Here is a 21,339-nt window from a genome sequence, read left to right on the forward strand (position 1 = left end):
GCCTCAATCCGCCGGTGTGGTCAGCACGCACAGCTCACGGGGAGACGGTGTCGCTGGCGGTGGGCAGTGGCGGGTCACCGGCGCCTTGCACCGACTGGTCGATGTCGAGGCAGTTCCCGGTCATCAGCCCGGCATCTGGGGACAAGCAGTAGACGATCGCGTTCGCGACTTCCTCGGGCTGCACAAGGCGACCGAGTGGCCGGCCGGGTGCAGCCAACTCCAGCCAGTTCTCGGGCGCGCCATCTTGCTCCATCTGCGTCCGGTGTTCCGACTCTGTCTCCATCCACCCCGGGTTGACCTGGTTCACACGGATGCCGTGGCGCATCAGGCCGTACGCAAGGTTCTTGGTCATCACCGTCAGGGCTGCCTTTGACATGCAGTACGCGGTGAGCTTCGACTGGCCGCCGTGCCCCGACGTGGAGCCGACGTTGACGATCGACCCGGGGGTTCCCTGCGCAATCATCTCTCGGGCCGCAGCCTGGATGAGGAAGTAGGGCGCCTTGACGTTGACCGCCATCTGGCTGTCAACGTGCTCGGGGGTGTCCTCGAAGAGGGTGGCACGCGAGGTCACTGCCGACACGTTGACGAGCCCGTCGACGCGACCAAAGCGATCCATGGCCGCCGCCACGATCGCGGTGGGAGCCTCAGCATCAGCGAGGTCGGCCTGGAGAAAGGCGGTGTCGACCCCGGCGGCGGTGAGTTCCTCGGCGAGCTGGTTCCCGCGGTCGGCGGACCTGCCCACCAGCAGCAACCCTTCGGTGAATCCAGTGGCGACGAGTCGACGTGCGACTGCCGCACCGAGTCCTTGCGTTCCGCCATTAATAATCGTGATCATGTTGCGTCCCTTTCCGTGACAACGTGACGTGATGATGTCAGGTGTTGAGCTGGCGGGAGGTGTCGTCGAGCGCGACGACACCTGAGTCGGGCAGAGACTGCAGCCGTGTGGGATTGTCGGCGGGTGGATCAACGACATGCGACGACGTTTCCCCCTGGGTTTTTCACCCGTAGCGACGAGGCAGACGATTCGGACTTCTACGCGTTCGACCGACTCGTGACGCACATCGACGGCGGCGCCATCGCCGCAGTCGGTGAGCTGTACAACGAACTTGGACTGTGCGTGGCCTCGTCCGGGCCGGTGCTCGACATCTGCTCGTCGTGGATCTCGCACTTTCCCACCAAGCCCGAGCGGCTGGTCATCACCGGGATGAACGAGGCCGAACTCGCTGCCAACGACATGGCCGATGAACGGCTCGTCAAGGACCTCAACGCAGATCCGGTCCTGCCGTTCGCAGACGCAGCGTTCGCGGCGGTTACCTGCTGTGTGTCCGTCGACTATCTCATCAAGCCGCTCGATGTCTTTGCCGAAGTCCGACGCGTCCTGCAGCCCGATGGCATGTTCGTCTGCACGTTCTCGAACCGCTGCTTCCCGACAAAAGCGATCCGTGGTTGGTTGGCCACTGATGATGTCGGCCGGTGCCGCATCGTCGAGACCTACTTCGAGATCACCACCGGCTTTGATGAGCCCACGACGCAGCTGCGCAACCCCGGTGCGCCGGGTGACCCCCTCTACGCGGTTTCGGCCAGCCGGCGCATCACCCGGTCGTGATGCCAGCGACCAGCACGATGATTCGCTGAACCTGCAGACCTCACAGCGTTCCCTTCACTCTGTGACAGTGCGAGCGTTTGTTCGCGCGATGAAGATATTGGAACGTTTGATCGATTCGAAGGACCGGGCGGCAATGATCGATCCGTTCGACGCCACTTTGTCCGATCTGCAGCAGAGCGAACCACAACGACGAGCAGACGCAGCCGCCGCGTTCCTCGCCCAGCATCTGCCCGCGGAGACCAACGGGCACCGCTGCCCACGTTGAACATCGTGATTGATGACACGACTGCCGAAGTGATCGTGTCAGGCGGTCGCCTCGACGCTGCCCACTACAACAAGATGATCTGCCACCCCCCAAAACGGTGATCCCATCGACTGCTCCGAAGTCGCGGCGATCGCATTGTGGGGACACATCCGCCGTGTCGTACGCGACGCATCTGGCGTCGTCATCGACATGGGCCGCCGCTCCCGACTCTTCACCGGTGCCGCCCGACAAGCCAACGGCAGCTGGACCATCCAAGACAACGACGGCGAGCCCATCGGCTGACGAAATCGAAGCAGCCAATGCACGCGAGACTGCGTCATGGCCCCCAACGTCCTGTTCATCATCTGCGATCAACTCCGCGCCGACCACCTCGGCTTCGCCGGCAACCAGGTCGTTCGGACGCCGAACATCGACTCGATTGCGGCGCGCGGCATGGTGTTCGACAACGCATGGGTCGCCAACCCCGTATGCATGCCAAACCGCTCGACGATCATGACGGGGCGGATGCCGACGGCGCACGGCGTTGTGTTCAACGATCGATCGTTGGACTGGGGCGCCAACACCCACGTGCGCACATTTCGCGAGGCGGGATACCGCACTGCGCTGATCGGCAAGTCACATCTCCAACATGGCCTCAGCCGCAACGCCGTCGTTGCTGTCGACCGCCAACCCGTCAGTGCCGACCCCTGGCCAACAGGTTGGAATCAGCTCGAACACGCCGAGCGATACGACGGTGGAATCCCGGACTGGCCTGATGACTTCTACGGGTTCGACCATGTGGAACTGTCGATCGATCACGGGGCACGCATCACGGGCCATCACCTGCACTGGGCGTTGGATCGCGGTGGCCGATACGAAGATCTGGTCGTACCGATGACCAACGAGTCGCCGGCGGCTCGTCGCTCGGACCGTTGGTGGCAGGTCTATCAGCCGCCCTACGGGCCCGAGCTGCATTCCACCACCTTTGTCACCGACCGCACATTGGCCTTCATCGACGACGCGAGCAGCGAGTCGAAGCCGTGGTTCGCCTGGGCCTCGTTCCCCGATCCCCACCACCCGATGTGCCCACCCGGCGACTGGTTTGACCGGCACGACCCCGCCGACATGGCATTGCCGGAAACAATTGGCGATCCACTCGAACGCGCCCCGGCGTACCTCCGCCAAATACAAGCGACGCCTGCTGCGAAACAACGGGGCTGGGTTGGGATGTTCGGTGCAACCGACCACGACATGGTGCGCGAGGCCATTGCTGCGACCTACGGCATGATCGAGATGATCGACGACGGGGTGGGCAAGATCCTGCGCAGGCTCGAGAGGGCCGGTCAGGCCAACAACACCATCATCGTCTTCACGTCAGATCACGGCGACATGATGGGTGATCACGGCCTGATGACTAAGGGGTTCATGCACTACCGCGGCACGCTGCAACCACCGTTCGTCATTGCCGACCCAACGTATGCAGCGGGTCGAACCTCGTCACTCGCTGGGTCGATCGACCTCGCCCCAACGTTGCTCGACCTCGCTGGGCTGCAGCATTACGACGGCATCCAAGGGCAGTCGCTCGTGCCGACACTCACCGATTCATCCGCGGCTGTTCGCTCTCACGTGCTGGTCGAAGACGACCTTCCCGCGGCGATTGCAGCGGTCGCTCAGATTCCGGAGAAGACGCGCACTGTCGTCGGCGCGGATGGCAGCAAGTACACGCGACACAGCTCTGGGGACGAGCAGTTGTTCGACCTGATCCAAGACCCAGCCGAGATCGAGCCGCTGCACCACCTCGGCGGTGAACGCCGCGCACGAGCGGTCGATCTCCTCGCCGACGCGCTCATCAGCGCCGACGACACCTCGCGCGGTACACCGGTCGGCCCGAGTCGCTGACGACGAGGGTGCGAATGCCAAACTCCGACGATGACGCCGACGGTCGATCGAACGAAGCGGCCCCTGCCGCGGCCCACCCCTGAGACGCAGCACTTTTGGGAAGGCACGCGCAATGGCCAACTCCTCATTCAACGATGCAACGCATGTCACGATCCGTATTTTCCACCTCGCCCGTTCTGTCCTGCGTGCAGCAGTCACGATGTGGCCGTCGAGGAGGTATCGGGCCGCGGGACGCTGTACAGCTACCTGATCAACCACACCGGCCACCCCGGAATCGCCAGCCCGTACTCCATTGCCGTCGTGCAGCTCGACGAGGGCGTCCGGATGATGTCGAACATCGTCAACTGCGACCAGACACCCGAAGCGCTCGTCATCGACATGTCCGTCGAAGTGGTCTTCGAGGTCTTCTCTGACGAGATCACGCTGCCGTTCTTCCAACCGGTCAGTGACGGGACCGCATCATGAGCGGCCCCACACTCGCCGTCGTCGGAGCTGCTGAGACAACGCAGATGGGCGTCATCACCGACACGAGCGAGCTCCAGCTTCATGCCGATGCAGCGTTCAACGCGTTGGCTGATGCTGGCTTGACCATCAAAGACATCGACGGCTTCGCCACGGCGGGCGAACGGCCGACTGACGTCGCGCACTATCTGGGTCTGGAACCGCGCTGGGTCGACGGCACGTCGGTCGGCGGTTGCTCTTTCATGATCCACGTCCGGCACGCCGCGGCGGCCATCGCCGCGGGACTCTGTACGACGGTGCTGATCACACACGCCGAGAGCGGAAAGTCACGCGTCGGCAAGGCCCGCCAGGCGTTCACCAGCGCACTCTCAGGACAATTTGAACGACCCTTCGGTGTCACCGGGCCACCGACAATGTTCGGTCTCCCCGTTCTGCGCCACATGCACGACACAGGGCTGACCCACGAACAGATGGCCAACGTGGCCGTCGTGCAACGCGAGTGGGCCGGCATGAATCCGCGCGCAACATTTCGCGATCCCATCACCGTCGAAGATGTGCTGGGGTCGCGCATGATCGCGTATCCGTTCCACCTCCTCGAGTGCTGTCTCGTCACCGACGGCGGAGGTGCGCTCATCGTGACCTCGGCCGACCGGACGATGGATTTCCCGACTGCGCCGGTGTACGTGCTTGGCCACGGCGAAGGCGTCGAGACGCCAATGGTGTCGCAGATGGAGAACTTCAGCTCGTCGAAAGCATTTCGTATTGCAGGCGGTGATGCGTTTGCCAGCGCCGAGATAACCACTGCCGACGTCGACCACCTGATGGTGTACGACGCGTTCGCGCACCTCCCCTTGTACGGGTTGGAAGACCTCGGCTTCTGCGGGCGCGGAGAAGCAGGCGACTTTGTGTGGGAACGCAACACCGCGCCGGGCGGGTCGCTCCCGATGAACACGAACGGTGGCGGACTGTCGTACATGCACTCCGGCATGTACGGGATGTACGCCATGCAAGAAAGCATCCGCCAGATGCGCGGCACAGCGCCCGCGCAGATCGAGGGAGCCGAAGTCTCGGTGTCGCTCGGCGTTGGAGGAATGTTTGGCGCCGCCGGCTGCGTCGTGTTCAGCAACGTCGCGCCATAAGGTTGCCCGTCCCTTCCACTGATGAGGAGACGACATGGCTGGTGGTCTCGCCGGACTGTTGGATGACATAGCTGCACTCGCAAAGCTCGCTGCCGCGTCGATCGACGACGTCGGCGCTGCTGCCGGACGCGCGAGCGCCAAGGCCGCTGGTGTCGTGGTCGACGACACCGCCGTCACACCGGCCTACGTCCGTGGCCTGGCAGCCGAACGTGAGCTGCCCATCATCAAGCGCATCGCGCTGGGATCGCTCCGCAACAAGTTGCTGCTGATCCTGCCGGTCGCCCTCGTGCTCAGCGCGGTCGCTCCGACACTTGTCGAGATCATCCTCATGCTCGGCGGCACTTACCTCTGCTTCGAAGGCGCGGAGAAGATCTACCACCGACTCAAACACGACGACAGTCACGACGTGCCGGTCGTGATCCAGGGTCCCGACGCCGAAGAAGCCACGATTAAGGGTGCGATTCGGACCGACCTGATTCTCTCGGCCGAAATCATGGTCATCGCCCTCAAGGAAGTGATCGACGAAGGGTTCCTGCAGCGCGCGATCATCCTCGTTGTCGTTGCAGTGGTGATCACCCTGATCGTCTACGGCGTCGTGGCACTCATCGTGAAGATGGACGACATCGGTCTGAGACTCGCCGAACTCGAGTCGACGTCATCGCAGAAAATCGGTCGAGCAATGGTCATGGGCATGCCGAAGTTGCTCAGCGCGTTGACCGTCATCGGTACCGCGGCGATGTTGTGGGTTGGTGGCCACATTCTGCTCGTCGGCGCAGACGAACTCGGCTGGCACGCCCCCTACGACTTCGTGCACGACCTCGAAAAGAAGGTCGAAGACATCGACGGCATCGGCGGCATGCTCGCCTGGCTGATCAACACCGGTATCTCTGCGTTGATTGGGCTCATCGTCGGTGCCATTGTCGTTGCGGTGTTGTCCCGGTTCCACAGCAAGTCAGACGACGAGTCGCACTGATCAGTTGGCTTCGAGTGCCGCTGCCAATCGCTCGAGGGTCTGCTCCATGCCGGTCCGGTTGTGTGCGAGACGGTCGACAACGCCTGAGATCGTCGCGCTCCGCTCCAGCGCCGACTCGGGCCTGAGGTCCTGGTTGTACTCGGTGACACGGCATCCCGCTTCGGTTGCCTCGATGGCATAGCCCCACTTCGCAAAGACGAAGCCCCTCGAGTCACAGTCAAAGAAGAACCGCCGATCGGGAACCAGCTCGACGACTTCGGCTTCGGTGGTCCACTCCTTGTCGCCGTGCCGATTGTGACCGGTGAACTTGGCGCCCACGGCTGCGTGGTCGAACCCTTCGTTCCACTCTGCATGGTAGTTCTCGGGCGACCACTCGCCCATCCGCGCGATATCGGTCAGCGCCGCGTACACGACACTCGGAGCAGCAGCGATGTCACGGGACACTTCAATGTCGGGAGTCATGGCAGAAACCATAGGCCTGGTAAACACAGGTCGACGGAACGGATCAGTGCGGAGCAAGAGGGAGACCACAACGATGGGACGATTGCAGGACAAGGTCGCAGTCATCACCGGCGGAGCGCGCGGGATGGGCGCTGAGACCGGTGCACTGTTCGCTGGAGAGGGAGCGACCGTCGTGATCACCGACGTGCTCGATGACGCCGGCCAAGCGGTTGCTGCTCAGCACGAACGCATTTCGTATCACCACCTCGACGTGCGATCCGAGGCCGATTGGCATCACGTCGTCACCCAGGTGTTCGAGGAACACGAACGGCTCGACGTCTTGGTCAACAACGCCGGAGTCGACCTCACGAAGAAGCTCGCGGCAACGACGTTGAGTGACTTCGAGCATTTGATCTCGATCAACCAGATCGGCCCGTTCCTCGGCATGCGCGCTGCCGCGATCGCATCCATTGCAGCTGAAGCGCCGTGCTCCATCGTCAACATCAGCTCGGTCGCCGGACTCGAAGGGGTGCACAACCACGCTGCCTACGGTGCGACGAAGTTCGCCGTCACCGGTCTCACCAAGGCGGCGGCCAAGGAGTGGGGTCGACACGGCATCAGGGTCAACTCCGTGCATCCGGGCATCATCGCCACGCCGATGACCGAGGACCATTTCGCCGACGCGGACCTCCGCGCCCGCGTGGAACGGAACCTGCCATTACGCCGCCTCGGGCAGCCGATCGACGTCGCCAACATGGTGCTATTCCTCGCCAGCGATGAGTCGGCGTACTGCACGGGTCAGGCATTCACCGTCGACGGTGGCGTGCACGCCTGAGCCGCTCAGGCGGCACGACACCCGACCGGGACCGCACTGTCCTGACAGGATGGTCCGATGAACCACCAGATCGCGATTGCTGATGGCGGGCCGTACTTGGTGAGTGGGGGTGTGCCAATCACCTCAAAGGCACCCATCATGTCGGAGCACGGTGAACCGCTGACCTGGAAGACCACCACCGCCGATGCCGCCGAGATCAAGGGACGTGTGGCGCTGTGTCGATGCGGGGCATCGGACAACAAGCCGTACTGCGACGGCAGCCATGCCCGCGTCGAGTGGGATGGCACCGACAACGCACCCGACGGCGCGTATGACGAGCGAGCGAAGAGCTACGGAGGTGAGGGCTTCGAAGTGTTCGACGATCGCCCGATCTGTGTGCACGCCGGCTTCTGCGGCAACCGGGTCACCAACGTTTGGAAGATGGCCGCCAAGGCCGATGACAGCCGGATCCGCGCCGAAGCGATGTCAATGGTCGAGCGGTGTCCATCCGGTGCGCTCACCTACGCCGTCGACGGCGAAACGAACGAACCGGACCTTCCTTCCGAGGTCGCCGTGATCCCCGATGGTCCCTTGTGGGTCAGCGGCGGCATCGAGGTCACACGCGCCGACGGCAGCACTCTCGAAAACCGCAATCGTGTCACCCTCTGTCGGTGCGGCCAGTCGGGGTCAAAGCCATTGTGCGACGGTTCGCACAAGGAAGCCGGCTTCACCGGCTGAGTAGGATTGGCCTCATGGCTGCAGAACCCGAGAACGACCCCACCGTCGAAGACCCCGAGGCCGAGGCGAGTCGGCTCGGCGCCTACGACCTCGACGGTGATGGCAAGATCTCCATGGTTGAGGACGCGCGAGCCCGGCTCGGTGTCATCGACGCCGATCTTGAGCATGCTGCCGAAGAAGGCGGGATCAAGGGCAAGATCGCCGAAGCCGCTCACCACATCGTCGACAAATTCGACAACGACTGACCACTCGCCACATCACGCCATCACACCATCACGCCGTGGCAGCGCGGCGCCAGGCGCCAATCCGCTCGGTCACATCTGCCAAGTCGTTGGCCACTGCGACCACATAACGGCGGCATCTGATGTGCGGCATCGCCGACCAGGAAGACCGGCCCGTCCCTGAACGTGGCGGCGACGTTCGCATGAAACCGATACATTGCGGCGCGCGTCACCTCGATCTGGTCGGACGTTCCCCACGGCGCCAACAGCTGCGCGATCGATTCCGCCGCGAGGACATCCTCGCGCTGTTCGCCGGGTCGCAGTTGAAACCCCCCACGCCGATGCCCACCCGGTCCTGGCACGAACGTGCAGACACGATCCGCACTGCAGTGCTGGCGCGCGACGCGAGGGAGCGGAAGATCCGGGTCCCGCAGCAAGGTGTCGACGACGAGCCACGTCTGGTCGAAGCCCTGATCGATCATCGCGATGCTGCGCAGCGACCGAACCGTGCTCTTGGCCCCGTCTGCAGCGATGACCCACCGCGCGGTGATCGACGTGTCGACATCGGCGCCTCGAACGTCGACTCGTGCGCCCCCACCGTCGAGATCGGTGAGTGCCACCGCTTCGAGTCCGAGGCGCATGTCGACGCCCGCTGCCACTGCTTTGGCGCGCAGGTTGCGTTCGAGCGAAGGTTGGTCGAACGTGACCATGGGCGGGTGACCCAGTGCGCCGACCGTGCCGAGCGGCAACTCGATACCGACCACTCGATTGCCCTCGCCGTCGGTGAATTCGCCGCCGGGCAGTTGCGTTGAATAGGTGCGGAACTCATCGATGAGGCCGGTGCGAGCGATGAGGTCTTGGACCTCGTCGTCCATGCCGATGGCCCGCGGGAGCGGGTACACCTCGGTCAAACGGTCTATCGCGATGACGCTCAGCCCACGCTGCGCGCAGCGCAACGCTGCCATCACGCCAACCGGGCCACACCCGATGACGAGGAAGTCGGCATGCCGCTGATCGCTCACAATGCGGCGTAGTCGAGGAGCGACTCGACGGACTCACCTCCGGCACGCCGCGCGACCAAGTCGGCGGGATCGAACTTGATGCCGATCGGATTCGCGGCGAACACGTCGCTTGCCATGAACGCCTCAGCTTCAGCTGGGTTCATCGCGTCGACCTGCAGTTCAACCTGGTTGCCGTCGGGGTCCGCGTAGTACATCGACAACGTCATGCCGTGATGAATCGGTGCGATCGGCATGATGCCCTTTTTGGCGAGGCGCTCGTACGTCGAGAGGAGCGCGTCGAGATCAGCATGCGTAAACGCAACATGCTCAAGTCCGGCCGCCTTCCGGTCGTTTTCAGCGAGGTGCGGCATCGACACAATTGCGAGGCGATGGTGCTCGTCGTCGTATGTCAGGAAACACAGGAAGTCGTTTTGATGGCGGACCTCGGCACCAAGCACGGTGCTCCACCAGGCAATCGAATCCGCGTATCGGGGCGTGCGGATCACGATGTGAGCCAGCTTCACAGGGGAGATCACGGTGGTGTCGGTCATCTTGTGTCCTTGCAGGCTGTGGTTGAGTGACCAAAGTCTGACATGCCGAAGAGAGGGCTGGGCGAGCCGGCGTCAGGTCAGTCCAGCGAGCCATGATCGGCGACTGCACCGCTGATCAGATTCTCAGCGCGGAGACGATGCGTCATCGTGCGGCCCGGGCTGACCACCGTGCCGAGATACTCCTCGATCTGAGCGGCACGATGCCGCGCGATGCTGACGGCCTCCGCGGCTTCAACCGGTTCGAACTCAACGACATCGCCGGTACGGAGTTGCGTAAACGCGTCGAGGTCCGCTGAGACGACGGTCGCAATCTTCGGGTAGCCGCCCGTTGTCTGATGATCGGCGAGCAGCACCGTTGCAACGCCATCGCCAGCCACCTGGATCGACCCTCGAACGATCGGCTCGGACGGGATCGACAACACCTCGCGGAGCGGCAGCGGCGCGCCCGCCAGCCGGACGCCCATCCGATCGAACGCGTCGGTCACGCGATAGGGCGATTCGCGAAATGCAACGATCGCCTCGTCTTCGAAGTGGTGATCTTGAGGGCCCATCACAACCCGTACCCGACCTGTCGATCGGGCGAAGTCAGGGACGGGGATCTCACCGTCCCTGACCGACTCGACGCGGGCGGCTGCGATGTCGATCTTCTCGCCGACCACCAGCGCTCCGCCTCCAAGGCCCGACATCGAGTGCGTGGCGGAGTGACCCAGCCATCGAGACACGACGGGTCCTCCGGCAATCGCCACGTACGACCAACTGCCCCACTCACCGGCACGCACGCTGACCCGCTCGCCCGGGCGCATCGTGATCACGGTCCACCCCGATTCGATGCTGCCTCGATGGTCGACGACGCAGTCTCCACCGGCGATACCCAACGTGACGCTTCCGGTGACGCAGTCGAGGTCGATGCCCCCTCGCGACACTTCGATGGTCGTGGCTTGCGCGCCGTTGCCGATCGCTCTGTTGGCCGCCGCATGCGCCAGCCGATCCATCGGACCCGACGCTGGGACACCAAACCGGAGGCTGCCAAATCGCCCGCCATCTTGGAAGGTCACCAACGGACCCGCGAACGACACATGCAACTGAGCTGTCTGGCTCATTGCTCCTCCACGAGACGGGCAAACGACGCGAGGTCAACCCGGGAGAAACTGACCCGATCTCCGACATCAAACAAAAACGGGTCGGCCTCGGCCGGTCGCAACACCTGCGTCGCCGACCGCCCGATGACCGACCATCCGGTCGGCATCTCGATCGTCGTGATCAGACATTGCGGACCAGCAATGATCACGCTGTCGGCGGCGACGCCGCGCACCGGAGCGGGTTTGCGCGGCACGTGGATCACCCCGGGCGTCCCCGACATGTAGGCGTAACCCGGTGCAAAGCCGTACATCGCCACGCGGAATTCTCCGCCGAGATGCGCGTCGATCACCGCCTCCACGCTCAGGCCTGACGCTGCCGCGACCACTGCCAGATCCGGAGCAAATTGCTCCTCGTAACACACAGGCACGATGTGATGCCGACCCTCCGCCGCAACGTGGCTCAAGTGCATCACCGAACGCAACTCCGCTTCGATCAACTGATGGTCAGTGACAAGCGGGTCGAACACGACAAGCAGGTTCACGAATGCAGGCACCAGCTCGGTGACTCCGGTCAGTTGCGCCGAGCGGATCACATGATCCAGTGCAATCACCGCATCATTTGCGATGTCACTGACCTCGGCGGCAAATTCGACGAGCACACCGCAATCACCAACCGCCGTGTACCGCGGTGTGTTGAGCGCTGAGCTCACGACGTCGCATCGACGAAGCCAGCGGGCTGTATCCCCGCCGTACCGAGTCCATCTCTGATCATCCGAGCCATCGCGACCGCTCCGTCGCTGTCGCCGTGCACGCAGATCGAGTGCGCAGCAAGCTCGATCGGTTCGCCGCCGACAACAGGCATCAGGCCGGTTTCCAAGAAGCCGAGCAATCGGTCGGTTGCTTCACGTGGGTCGTGAATCATGGCTCCGAGCCGATCGCGCGGCACGAGTTGTCCGTTCGGCTGGTAGCCGCGGTCAGCGAAAATCTCCGAAAAGACCGGCGCGCCCGCAGCCCGGGCGACGCGCTCGATTTCGGTCCCCGAGATCGCAAGGATCGCAAGTTCCCCGCTGACTCGCTGCACAGCATCGACGACGGCGGCGGCCACGTCGGCGTCGCGAGCTGCGAGATTCGAGAGGGCGCCATGGATCTTCACGTAGCGCACCTCGATCGGTACCAGCCTGGCGACGGCCTGCAACGCGCCAATCTGAGCTGCGATCATCCGCCCGACTTCGGCATGACTCATTGGAATGACGCGTCGACCGAACCCCTCGCGGTCGGCGTAGCCCGGGTGGGCTCCGACGACGACACCTCGTTCCGATGCGATCGACAGTGCACGAAACATCGTTTCGGGATCGCCAGCGTGACCGCCGCACGCCACGTTGGCGCTCGACACGAGCGACAGCATCGCGTCGTCGTCGCCTTTCGTCCCCGACTCAGAGGCCTCACCGAGGTCAGCATTGAGATCAATCGATCGATCGGTCATCACCTGGCACGGTATCTGTCGCGTTGAGCTCGGAAACGAGATCCTGCAGCTGACCCAAGCCAGCAAGACGTTGATCAAGGGTGTCGCCCATCGGCCCGACCCGCAAGCTGTTGACCCCGCAATCGCGATACTCCCGAAGCCGACGGCGAATCTCTTCGACTGGTCCAATCAAATTCGTGCGGAGTCCGATCTCCGCAGGCACGCGGGCAGCAGCGGCAGCGCGGTCACCATCAAGCCAGAGTCGCTGCACCTCGGCAACCTCGTCGCCGAAGCCCTGCCGTGCGAAGGCCTCGTTGTAGAAGTTCGATGTCGCCGATCCCATCGCGCCGAACGTGAAGGCGAAGCCCGAGGCATGGCGTCGACCGGCTTCTTCGACGTCATCGGTGATCTCGCAACTGACCGACACCGTCAGGTCGATGTCGCCGAGTGTCTTGCCAACCGACTCGGCGCCGACGCGGATCTCATCGAAGAACACGTCGGCGGTCTCACAGAAAAATGAGTTGCCGATCCAGCCGTCGGCAACGGCACCGGTGAGACGGAGGTTCGCCGGACCAAGCGAGGCGATGTACACCGGCACGTGGACAGGCGGTGCGGCAGCACGCAGCGCCTTCCCTTCGCCCCCGGGCAGCGGCAGCTGGTACATCTCACCGTCGTAGACCAGGCGTTCGCCCGCGGTGATCATCCGGATGATCTCGATCGTCTCGCGCGTACGACGGACGGGCTTGGCAAAGGGCACCCCGTGCCAGCCCTCCATGACCTGCGGGCCGCTCGCACCGACGCCGAGTAAGAACCGGCCGCCCGAGAGCTGCTGGAGGCTCATCGCCGACATCGCCAGCATCGCCGGGGTGCGCGTGTCCAGTTGCACGATGGCAGTGCCGAGCTTGATCGTGTCGGTCAGCGCCGCGATCGCGCCTAGACCGGTGAGCGCGTCGTATCCCCAGAACTCGGGGACCCAGACCGAGTCAACCCCAAGCCGCTCGGCCTCGACCACATAGTCGAGCCCCTCGCGGTCCACCGGCATCCCGTACACCCCCAACCGCATGTGATCACAATACTCGTCCCGCGCTCGCGCGTCGCCTGGGCTGGCCTCACCGGCTCACGAAATTGGACGGCCGAGAAAGTTGCGGGTGGCTTCCATGAAGCGATCGAACTGCTCGCGGTGAATGTTGTGGCCCGCGCCGGCAATGCGCATCGCGGTGATGGCTGAGTTCATCGCGGTGACACGTCGAGCAACGTCGTCGGTCACCATGCCGCCGCTGTCAGCATCACCATGAACCAGCAGAGACGGGCAGTCGATCGCAGCAACGGTCTCACCCCATCCGCTGCCGACCATCGTGTCGGCTGCCTCCGGTCGCACCTGCTGGTTCGACTCGATCCACGTCGGATACTCCTCGGACGGCCATGTCGGGTGCTGCTCATGGGCAAGAGCCCGGAGTTCGGTCGTGGTGGCGGACGAACAGGACACGAGCCAGCTGCGCACTGCCTCGCGTCTCGAGTCAGAGATCCCACCATCAGATTCCTGGCTGGCGGTCCACGGCGGATCGATGAGCACGAGTCGGCTCACCACTCCAGGGTGGCCGGCCGCAAAGTCCGCAACGGTTCGGGCTCCGACCGAATGGCCGATCAACGCCGGTCGGTCGAGGCCGAGTTGTTCGACGACCGCCGCAACATCGGCAGTGGGCGGGGGCCCCTCACCGGGAGCCGTTTCAGACTGGCCGTGATTCCGGGCGTCGATCATCACGACGTCAAAGTCGTTTTCGAGCGCTTGAGCGACTCGCCACCAGCACCGGCCGCTGTCGCTCAACCCATGTGCCAGAACCAACGGTGGCCGGTCGGGTCGCCCAGCTCGGTAAACGTGAATGGCCACGCCGTCTGCGTCGACATCACACTCCTGCCAGTCGGCCATGACCTCGCTCGGCTCGGAGATCACCGCGAGTACCACCCTGACGCCAGACCGACGTTCATCGGGCGGTGCCGATGTCTGCCGCGAGGCTGCGGGCAAGTGCGGTGAGGCGGCGACGGTAGACATCGACGGTCGGTTCGTCGAGCTTGAAGCCGCGTGGCGACAGGCGCGCGAGTTCGATCCACGACTCGCGTGTTGCCACGTCGACATTCGACTCCGCCTCAAGGAACGTTGTCAGGCCCGCCTGAAGCCGGGCGATGACGGCGAGCGCACCGATAGTTGCGTGCTCGGTCTTCGCGCTCATGATCTCGTCGGCATGGGGCGATGCCGACATCGTCTCCCACAGGTCACCCTCGAAGCGCTGCAGAAAGCCATCGAGCCGATCAGCGATTGGTGCATCGCGCTCGAGTTCGGCGAGCGCAGCATCTGCGGACGCGTCGAGGAGTGCGACGAACGCGGACCCAAAGATGTCGCCCTTGTTCCTGAAGTACTGATAGAGGGCCGGTCGCGACATGCCCGCAGCGCCCGCAATGTTCGACATCGAGGTCCGGTTGAAGCCACGCGCCGAGAACTCGCTGATCGCGGCTGCGTGGATCACGGACCGCTTCGCATCGTCGGGTTGGGTCACCATGTCCACAGCTTGACACATTTGTGCGAATGTGTCAGCCTGCGTCTCTGACACATTCTGAACAATATGTCAGCACACCTTCACTCACGCAGGAGCACCTCATGACACGACTCGGCTACCAGATTCCCAACTTCACCTATCCCGGCGTCGACAGCGCCGACACGTTCGCCAACGTGATCGCGCAGGCCCAAGCAGCCGAGGCAGCAGGCTTCGACCGTGTCTTCGTGATGGACCACTTCTACCAACTGCCAGGCATCGGTGCCCCGAGCGAGCCCATGTTCGAGTGCTACACCCTGCTCTCGGCACTCGCGCAACACACGACATCGGTTCGACTGTCAGCACTGGTCACCGGCAACACCTACCGTCACCCCACGCTGCTCGCCAAGACCATCACGGCTCTCGACCACGTGTCGGGTGGGCGGGCAACGCTCGGCATTGGCGCTGGTTGGTTCGAACTCGAGCACAACTCACTCGGCTACGAGTTCGGCACCTTCACCGACCGCTTCGAGAAGATGGAAGAAGCGTTGCAGATCATCATCCCGATGTTGCGGGGCGAGACGGTGTCGCTCGATGGCAAGCACTACCAGGTCACCGATGCGGTCAACTCCCCACCACCGATTTCTCGGGTGCCGATCATGATCGGCGGTTCGGGCGAGAAGAAGACGTTGCGAATGGTGGCCCAGTACGCCGACGAGTCAAACCTCGCCAGCGGCGGGATCGACGAGATCCCGCGCAAGCTTGACGCACTCGCAGCACATTGCGAGCGCCTCGGCCGCGACCGCTCCGAGGTCAAGGTGACCAAGCTGCAAATGGTGTTCATCGCGCCGACGATGGAAGAAGCCGAGCAGGACCTCCGCGAGGTCGCAGCGGTCAAGGGATGGAACGACGAAGTGATGGAGATGGTCAAGGGCATCCTCATCTACGGCGACGCCGACACCGTGGGCGAGCGTCTGCAAGCCTGTATGGCCACCGGAATCGACGGTATGACCATCAACCTGCCCGGCAACGGACACAAGACCGATCGCATCGGTCTGCTCGGCGAAGTCGCCAACGCCGCCATCGGTGACTGAACCGATCTAACATCGCCAGCCGATGGAGTACGTCGCCGAACCCGCTCGCGAGACGCCGGTGTTGGCCTCGGCTGACGTGGTCGTGATCGGCAGCGGACCAGGCGGATTGGCTGCTGCGATTGGTGCCGCGCGTGCCGGAGCGTCCGTCGTACTTATCGAACGGCACGGGTGCTTCGGCGGCAACATCACCGCCGTCGGGGTCGAAGGGTTCGCGTGGTACCGACACGCAGAGACCATCGACACCGAGGGCATCGGCATCGAGTTCGAACAGCGGGCGCTGGCGATGGGAGCGGCCCAATCCGAACCGCAGTCCGACAGCCACGCACTCGACGGCGAACTGTTCAAGTACGTCGCCGATGTACTCGTGCAGGAGTGCGGCATCCAGCCCCTGCTGCACTGCTCGGTCGTGGCGCCGATCCTCGACGGAAGCCTCCTGCGGGGCGTCATCGTCGAGAGCAAGTCAGGGCGCCAGGCCGTCCTCGGTCAACGGATCATCGACGCGAGCGGGGACGCCGACGTTGCTGCCCGGGCAGGTGCACCAACCCGGCAGGCGGATCCCGAGGAGTTACTGGCCGCATCGGTGATGTTTCACCTCAGCGGTGTCGACAAGCAGACGTTCCTGGCCGGCGTGGCTGCGGACCCCCAGACCTACGCGGACTGGTCTGACGGTGCCTGGACGGTCGAGACGACGGGCAAAGAAGACGAGATGTTCTCGCCGTTCCTGCGCGCCCCGTTCACACAGGCGATCGATGCCGGCATCATTCCGCGCGATCTCACGACGATCGGCGGGACATGGGGAGCCATCAGCGATCAGGGTGACCTCACCTACCTCAACCTGGTGCACCTCGATGAGGTGGACGGCACCGACGTCGAGTCACTCACGGCTGCAGAGATCGAGGGGCGGCGACAGGCAGTAATGGCGGCCGAAGCGCTCCGTCGATTCACACCCGGCTGCGAGAACGCCAAGATCCGTAACTTCGGCATGAGCGTCGGCATTCGCGAGACCCGCAAGATCGACGCGGTCTACAACATGACCGAACAGGACGTGCGCGAGCAGGGCCGGTTCGAGGATTCGATCGGGATCTTCCCCGAGTTCATCGACGGCTACGGCGTGCTGATCCTGCCGACGACCGGGCGGTACTTTCAGGTGCCGTATCGGGCACTGCTTCCCAAGAACATCCAGCACCTGCTCGTCGCCGGGCGGAGCATCGGCGGCGACAAGATCAGCCATGCCGCCGTTCGTAACATGATGTGTTGCACCGTCAGCGGGCAAGGTGCCGGGGTCGCAGCGGCGGTCTCGATCCAACAAGGCCGAGACGTCGCCGATGTCGACGTCGCTGTCGTGCAAGCAGAACTGGTCCGCCAAGGCGTCCGTATCCACTGATCGTTCTCGGATCTACGCGCCCTCAGCCGATACGGTCATTCTTCGTGCAATTGCGACGTCTGCTCCGAACCCATCTCGGGCCATACAAGCGGTTGCTGACACTGGTCCTGGTGCTGCAGGCGATTCAGACCGCCGCGGCACTCACGTTGCCGACGTTGAACGCCGACATCATCGACAACGGAGTTCTGCAAGGCGACAACGGCTACATCTGGCGAACCGGTGCCGTGATGCTCGGATTCAGTTTCGTCCAGATCGTCTTCGTCATCGCTGCCGTCTGGTTCGGAGCGCAAGCGGCGATGAGCTTCGGGCGCGACCTGCGGCGCGACATCTTTCAGCAGGTCAACAGCTATTCGGCTCGAGAGGTCGGCCAGTTCGGGGCGCCATCGCTGATCACGCGTGTCACCAACGACGTTCAGCAGGTGCAGATGCTGGTCGTGCTCGCCTGCACGATGATGATCGCCGCCCCGATCACCATGGTGTTCGGGATCGTCTTCGCCATCCGCGAGGACGTTGGACTGTCGGTCATCATGCTCGTCGCCATCCCGATCCTGATCGTCGTGCTCGGCATCATCATCAGCCGCATGGTGCCCACCTTCCAGGTGATGCAACTCAAGGTCGACCGCGTGAACGCTGTACTACGCGAACAGATCACCGGGATTCGCGTGGTGCGTGCGTTCGTCCGCGAGCCCGAAGAGGTCGCCCGCTTCGCCGAGGCCAACGATGACCTGACGGCGACGTCACTGCGCGCCGGTCGCTTGATGTCCCTGATGTTCCCGACCGTCACCCTCTTCATCAGCATGTCAAGCGTCGCCGTGTTGTGGCTCGGCGCAGATCGCATCAACGCAGGCGAGATGGAACTCGGCTCAGTCGTCGCCTATCTCAGCTACCTCGTCCAGGTGCTGATCGCCGTCGTGATGCTCACCTTCATGGTGTCGATGATTCCCCGTGCCGCAGTTGCCGCCGAGCGCATTGCCGAGGTGCTCGACACCGACTCATCCGTCGTTCCCCCAACGTCGCCGATCACCACACTGACCGAGCGCGGAACGGTCGACTTCGACGGGGTCGGCTTCACGTACCCGGGGGCGACCAGCCCGGTCTTGTCTGACATCTCATTCCGGATCACCCCCGGGCGCACCACGGCCATCATCGGCAGTACGGGCTCCGGCAAGTCAACCATCGTCGACCTGGTGCCACGGTTGTTTGACGTAACCGAGGGTTCGGTTTCAGTCAACGGTGTCGACGTTCGTCAACTCGACCCGGATCTCCTCTGGGGGTCAATCGGCTACGTGCCGCAGAAGCCGTACTTGTTCTCGGGCACGGTCGCATCGAATCTCCGGTTCGGCCGACCAGACGCAACCGAAGAAGAGTTGTGGCAGGCGCTGGAAGTCGCCCAGGGCGCGGGCTTCGTCCAATCGATGCCACAGGGACTCGAAAGCCCCATCACCCAAGGCGGCACCAACGTGTCGGGCGGACAGCGCCAGCGCCTTTCGATCGCTCGAGCACTGGTCATGCGCCCGGACATCTACATCTTCGATGACTCGTTCTCCGCGCTCGACCTCGCCACCGACGCTCGACTCCGCCTCGCCCTTCAGCCCCATGTCCGCGACGCTGGGGTGCTGATCGTGGCGCAGCGCGTGTCGACCATTGCTGACGCCGACCAAATCATCGTGATCGAACACGGCCGCATCGTCGGTCGGGGCCGTCACGTCGCACTCATCGACAGCTGCCCGACCTACGCCGAGATCGTCGACTCGCAGTTCGAAGCCGAGGCAGTCGGATGAGCGACGACACGACCCCCGACGAGATCGATCGGACCGCGGATGTGCCCGGCGGTGACGACGAGCGCGACATCTTGACCACGACCGGTGCTGAAGCTCGGCGATCAAGCTTCGGGCCCGGCGGTTCTGCTGGCATGCCGGCGGAGAAGACGGCCAACTTCGGCCCGACGGTGAAACGGCTCGGCGAGATCCTCGGCGCCGAACGCCTCCGCCTCTGGATCATCGGCGTTCTCACGGTGCTCAGCGTGACGATTGTGGTCATCGGCCCTCGGCTCCTTGGTGAAGCCACCGACATCATCGTCGACGGCCTCATTCCAGGTTCCAGCGGCGCCGCCGATGGCATCGATTTCGATCGGCTGCACTCGCAACTGATGCTCCTCGTCGGTCTCTACGTCATCTCCTTCGTGCTCGCTTACGGCCAGGCCTTCATGCTCGCCGGTGTGGTCCAACGCTCCATGTTTGCGTTGCGCGAATCAGTCGAAACCAAGCTCAACCGCCTCCCACTCGCCTACATCGACAAGCAGTCACGCGGGGACCTGCTCAGCCGGGTCACCAATGACATCGACAACCTCGCGCAGAGTCTGCAACAGACCGTCAGCCAGATCCTCACCTCACTCCTGACGCTGATCGGCGTCACCGTGATGATGTTCCTCATTTCGCCGCTGCTCGCTGCCATCGCATTGGTCACCGTCCCACTCTCGATCGTGCTGATCAAGGTGATCGGCGGTCGGGCCGGGCCGCGGTTCGTCGAGCAGTGGCGGCACACCGGCGCAGTCAACGGCCAAGCCGAAGAGGTGTTCACCGGGCATGCGATCGTCAAAAGCTTCGGTCAGCACCGCAAGGTTGAGGAACGCTTCGCAGAGGACAACGACAAGTTGTACGAAGCGAGCTTCGCCGCACAGTTCATGTCGGGCTTGATCCAGCCAGCGATGACCTTCATGGGCAACATCCAGTACGTCCTGATCGCCGTCGTCGGCGGCCTCCGCATCTCGTCGGGCGCAATCAGCATTGGCGACATGCAGGCAATGATTCAGTACGCCCGCAACTTCTCTGAGCCGCTGACACGCATCGCTTCCATGGCGACGACCTTCCAGTCAGGCATTGCCTCCTTGGAGCGTGTCCTCGAACTCCTCGACGCCGACGAACAGACAGTCGAACAGGTCGCCACCGTCGACCCGCCACCGGTGCTCGGCCGCGTCGTGTTCGACGACGTCAACTTCTCCTACCTCCCTGAACAACCCCTGATCCAGAATCTCAACCTCACGGTCGAACCCGGGCAAACCATCGCCATCGTCGGGCCAACCGGCGCCGGCAAAACCACGCTGGTCAACCTGATCATGCGGTTCTACGATCTTCAATCTGGTGCGATCTCGCTCGACGGACGCGACATCGCCTCATTCCCACGCGCCGAGCTGCGCTCGAAGGTCGGCATGGTGTTGCAGGACACGTGGCTCTTCGGCGGCACCATCCGTGAAAACCTCGCCTACGGCAACCCCCATGCCACCGAGGAGCAGATCCAAGAAGCTGCTCGTGTCACCTACGTGGACCGATTCGTGAGCACACTGCCCGACGGCTACGACACCGTCATCAATGACGAGGGCGACAACATCAGCATCGGCGAAAAGCAGCTCATCACGATTGCTCGTGCGTTCCTGGCAAACCCGTCAATCCTCATCCTCGACGAAGCGACGAGCTCCGTCGACACTCGCACCGAGGTCCTGATCCAGGAAGCGATGAATGCCCTGCGTCAGGATCGAACGAGCTTCGTGATCGCGCACCGTCTGTCGACGATCCGTGGCGCCGACGTGATCCTGGTGATGGAAGACGGACACATCGTCGAGCAAGGCGCGCACGGCGAACTGCTCCGAAGGGGCGGCGCCTACGCCCGCCTGCATGGCGCACAGTTCGCTGGTCAGGCGACCTGA

22 protein-coding genes are annotated in these 21,339 nt (G+C 63.6%); 12 read left to right on the forward strand and 10 right to left on the reverse strand.

Features of this window, described 5'->3' with window-relative positions; translation table 11 throughout:
- Positions 1 to 34: 34 nt before the first annotated feature.
- The gene (locus tag ACH2DW_RS04605; protein WP_394928540.1) at positions 35 to 835 is read right to left on the reverse strand and encodes an SDR family oxidoreductase; all 801 of its coding nucleotides are present in this window, start codon (positions 833 to 835) and stop codon (positions 35 to 37) included.
- A 123-nt stretch (positions 836 to 958) separates the two neighbouring features.
- Here ACH2DW_RS04605 and ACH2DW_RS04610 point away from each other — a divergent pair, with 123 nt between their 5' ends.
- From ACH2DW_RS04610 to ACH2DW_RS04630, 5 genes are all read left to right on the forward strand, one after another.
- Positions 959 to 1,606, forward strand: a complete 648-nt coding sequence (locus ACH2DW_RS04610) for a class I SAM-dependent methyltransferase (RefSeq protein ID WP_394928541.1) — start codon at positions 959 to 961, stop codon at positions 1,604 to 1,606.
- A gap of 583 nt (positions 1,607 to 2,189) precedes the next feature.
- Positions 2,190 to 3,749 carry a sulfatase gene (locus ACH2DW_RS04615; RefSeq protein WP_394928542.1) on the forward strand — a complete coding sequence of 520 codons (1,560 nt, stop codon included), beginning with the start codon at positions 2,190 to 2,192 and terminating at the stop codon, positions 3,747 to 3,749.
- A 30-nt stretch (positions 3,750 to 3,779) separates the two neighbouring features.
- Positions 3,780 to 4,214, forward strand: a complete 435-nt coding sequence (locus ACH2DW_RS04620; protein WP_394928543.1) for a Zn-ribbon domain-containing OB-fold protein — start codon at positions 3,780 to 3,782, stop codon at positions 4,212 to 4,214.
- Positions 4,211 to 5,350, forward strand: a complete 1,140-nt coding sequence (locus tag ACH2DW_RS04625) for a thiolase C-terminal domain-containing protein (protein ID WP_394928544.1) — start codon at positions 4,211 to 4,213, stop codon at positions 5,348 to 5,350. The genes ACH2DW_RS04620 and ACH2DW_RS04625 overlap by 4 nt, the downstream gene beginning before the upstream one ends.
- 34 nt (positions 5,351 to 5,384) lie before the next feature.
- Complete coding sequence (locus ACH2DW_RS04630; RefSeq protein WP_394928545.1) at positions 5,385 to 6,323, forward strand: DUF808 domain-containing protein; 939 nt, start codon at positions 5,385 to 5,387, stop codon at positions 6,321 to 6,323.
- Here the strand turns inward: ACH2DW_RS04630 and ACH2DW_RS04635 are convergent, their stop codons facing one another.
- A complete protein-coding gene (locus ACH2DW_RS04635) occupies positions 6,324 to 6,785 on the reverse strand; it encodes an SRPBCC family protein (RefSeq protein ID WP_394928546.1) in 462 nt (153 codons plus the stop codon). It abuts the gene before it with no gap.
- 73 nt (positions 6,786 to 6,858) lie between these two features.
- Between ACH2DW_RS04635 and ACH2DW_RS04640 the strand changes: the two genes are divergently transcribed.
- From ACH2DW_RS04640 to ACH2DW_RS04650, 3 genes are read left to right on the forward strand one after another with little or no spacing between them, the layout of a single operon-like run.
- The gene (locus ACH2DW_RS04640; protein WP_394928547.1) at positions 6,859 to 7,599 is read left to right on the forward strand and encodes an SDR family NAD(P)-dependent oxidoreductase; all 741 of its coding nucleotides are present in this window, start codon (positions 6,859 to 6,861) and stop codon (positions 7,597 to 7,599) included.
- A 57-nt stretch (positions 7,600 to 7,656) separates the two neighbouring features.
- On the forward strand, positions 7,657 to 8,316 hold the full coding sequence (locus ACH2DW_RS04645) for a CDGSH iron-sulfur domain-containing protein (RefSeq protein ID WP_394928548.1): 660 nt from the start codon (positions 7,657 to 7,659) through the stop codon (positions 8,314 to 8,316).
- 14 nt (positions 8,317 to 8,330) lie between these two features.
- Positions 8,331 to 8,561 (forward strand): hypothetical protein, encoded by a 231-nt coding sequence (locus tag ACH2DW_RS04650; RefSeq protein ID WP_394928549.1) that lies wholly within the window; start codon positions 8,331 to 8,333, stop codon positions 8,559 to 8,561.
- Positions 8,562 to 8,581: 20 nt separating this feature from the next.
- On the opposite strand, the gene ACH2DW_RS04655 is transcribed toward ACH2DW_RS04650, so the two are convergent.
- From ACH2DW_RS04655 to ACH2DW_RS04690, 8 genes are all read right to left on the reverse strand, one after another.
- A complete protein-coding gene (locus ACH2DW_RS04655) occupies positions 8,582 to 9,559 on the reverse strand; it encodes an FAD-dependent monooxygenase (protein ID WP_394928550.1) in 978 nt (325 codons plus the stop codon).
- Positions 9,556 to 10,089, reverse strand: a complete 534-nt coding sequence (locus ACH2DW_RS04660) for a VOC family protein (protein WP_394928551.1) — start codon at positions 10,087 to 10,089, stop codon at positions 9,556 to 9,558. Before ACH2DW_RS04660 ends, ACH2DW_RS04655 begins: the two co-directional genes overlap by 4 nt.
- A 77-nt stretch (positions 10,090 to 10,166) precedes the next feature.
- Positions 10,167 to 11,189, reverse strand: a complete 1,023-nt coding sequence (locus ACH2DW_RS04665; protein ID WP_394928552.1) for a biotin-dependent carboxyltransferase family protein — start codon at positions 11,187 to 11,189, stop codon at positions 10,167 to 10,169.
- Positions 11,186 to 11,878, reverse strand: coding sequence for an allophanate hydrolase subunit 1 (locus ACH2DW_RS04670; protein WP_394928553.1), 693 nt, complete (start codon positions 11,876 to 11,878; stop codon positions 11,186 to 11,188). Before ACH2DW_RS04670 ends, ACH2DW_RS04665 begins: the two co-directional genes overlap by 4 nt.
- Positions 11,875 to 12,651, reverse strand: a complete 777-nt coding sequence (locus ACH2DW_RS04675) for a LamB/YcsF family protein (RefSeq protein ID WP_394928554.1) — start codon at positions 12,649 to 12,651, stop codon at positions 11,875 to 11,877. The genes ACH2DW_RS04670 and ACH2DW_RS04675 overlap by 4 nt, the downstream gene beginning before the upstream one ends.
- Positions 12,632 to 13,693 carry an LLM class flavin-dependent oxidoreductase gene (locus ACH2DW_RS04680; protein WP_394928555.1) on the reverse strand — a complete coding sequence of 354 codons (1,062 nt, stop codon included), beginning with the start codon at positions 13,691 to 13,693 and terminating at the stop codon, positions 12,632 to 12,634. Before ACH2DW_RS04680 ends, ACH2DW_RS04675 begins: the two co-directional genes overlap by 20 nt.
- A 54-nt stretch (positions 13,694 to 13,747) precedes the next feature.
- Positions 13,748 to 14,581: an alpha/beta fold hydrolase gene (locus ACH2DW_RS04685; protein ID WP_394928556.1), complete on the reverse strand. Its 834-nt coding sequence runs from the start codon at positions 14,579 to 14,581 to the stop codon at positions 13,748 to 13,750.
- Between the two features lie 31 nt (positions 14,582 to 14,612).
- Positions 14,613 to 15,185 carry a TetR family transcriptional regulator gene (locus ACH2DW_RS04690; protein WP_394928557.1) on the reverse strand — a complete coding sequence of 191 codons (573 nt, stop codon included), beginning with the start codon at positions 15,183 to 15,185 and terminating at the stop codon, positions 14,613 to 14,615.
- A gap of 98 nt (positions 15,186 to 15,283) precedes the next feature.
- Between ACH2DW_RS04690 and ACH2DW_RS04695 the strand changes: the two genes are divergently transcribed.
- The 4 genes from ACH2DW_RS04695 to ACH2DW_RS04710 are packed head-to-tail and all read left to right on the forward strand — an operon-like array spanning position 15,284 to position 21,339.
- Complete coding sequence (locus ACH2DW_RS04695; RefSeq protein ID WP_394928558.1) at positions 15,284 to 16,252, forward strand: LLM class F420-dependent oxidoreductase; 969 nt, start codon at positions 15,284 to 15,286, stop codon at positions 16,250 to 16,252.
- Between the two features lie 22 nt (positions 16,253 to 16,274).
- The gene (locus ACH2DW_RS04700; protein WP_394928559.1) at positions 16,275 to 17,636 is read left to right on the forward strand and encodes an FAD-dependent oxidoreductase; all 1,362 of its coding nucleotides are present in this window, start codon (positions 16,275 to 16,277) and stop codon (positions 17,634 to 17,636) included.
- Positions 17,637 to 17,680: 44 nt separating this feature from the next.
- On the forward strand, positions 17,681 to 19,417 hold the full coding sequence (locus ACH2DW_RS04705) for an ABC transporter ATP-binding protein (protein ID WP_394928560.1): 1,737 nt from the start codon (positions 17,681 to 17,683) through the stop codon (positions 19,415 to 19,417).
- A complete protein-coding gene (locus ACH2DW_RS04710; RefSeq protein ID WP_394928561.1) occupies positions 19,414 to 21,339 on the forward strand; it encodes an ABC transporter ATP-binding protein in 1,926 nt (641 codons plus the stop codon). Before ACH2DW_RS04705 ends, ACH2DW_RS04710 begins: the two co-directional genes overlap by 4 nt.

It is taken from the genome of uncultured Ilumatobacter sp. (genome assembly GCF_963980585.1).
Lineage (GTDB): Bacteria > Actinomycetota > Acidimicrobiia > Acidimicrobiales > Ilumatobacteraceae > Ilumatobacter_A.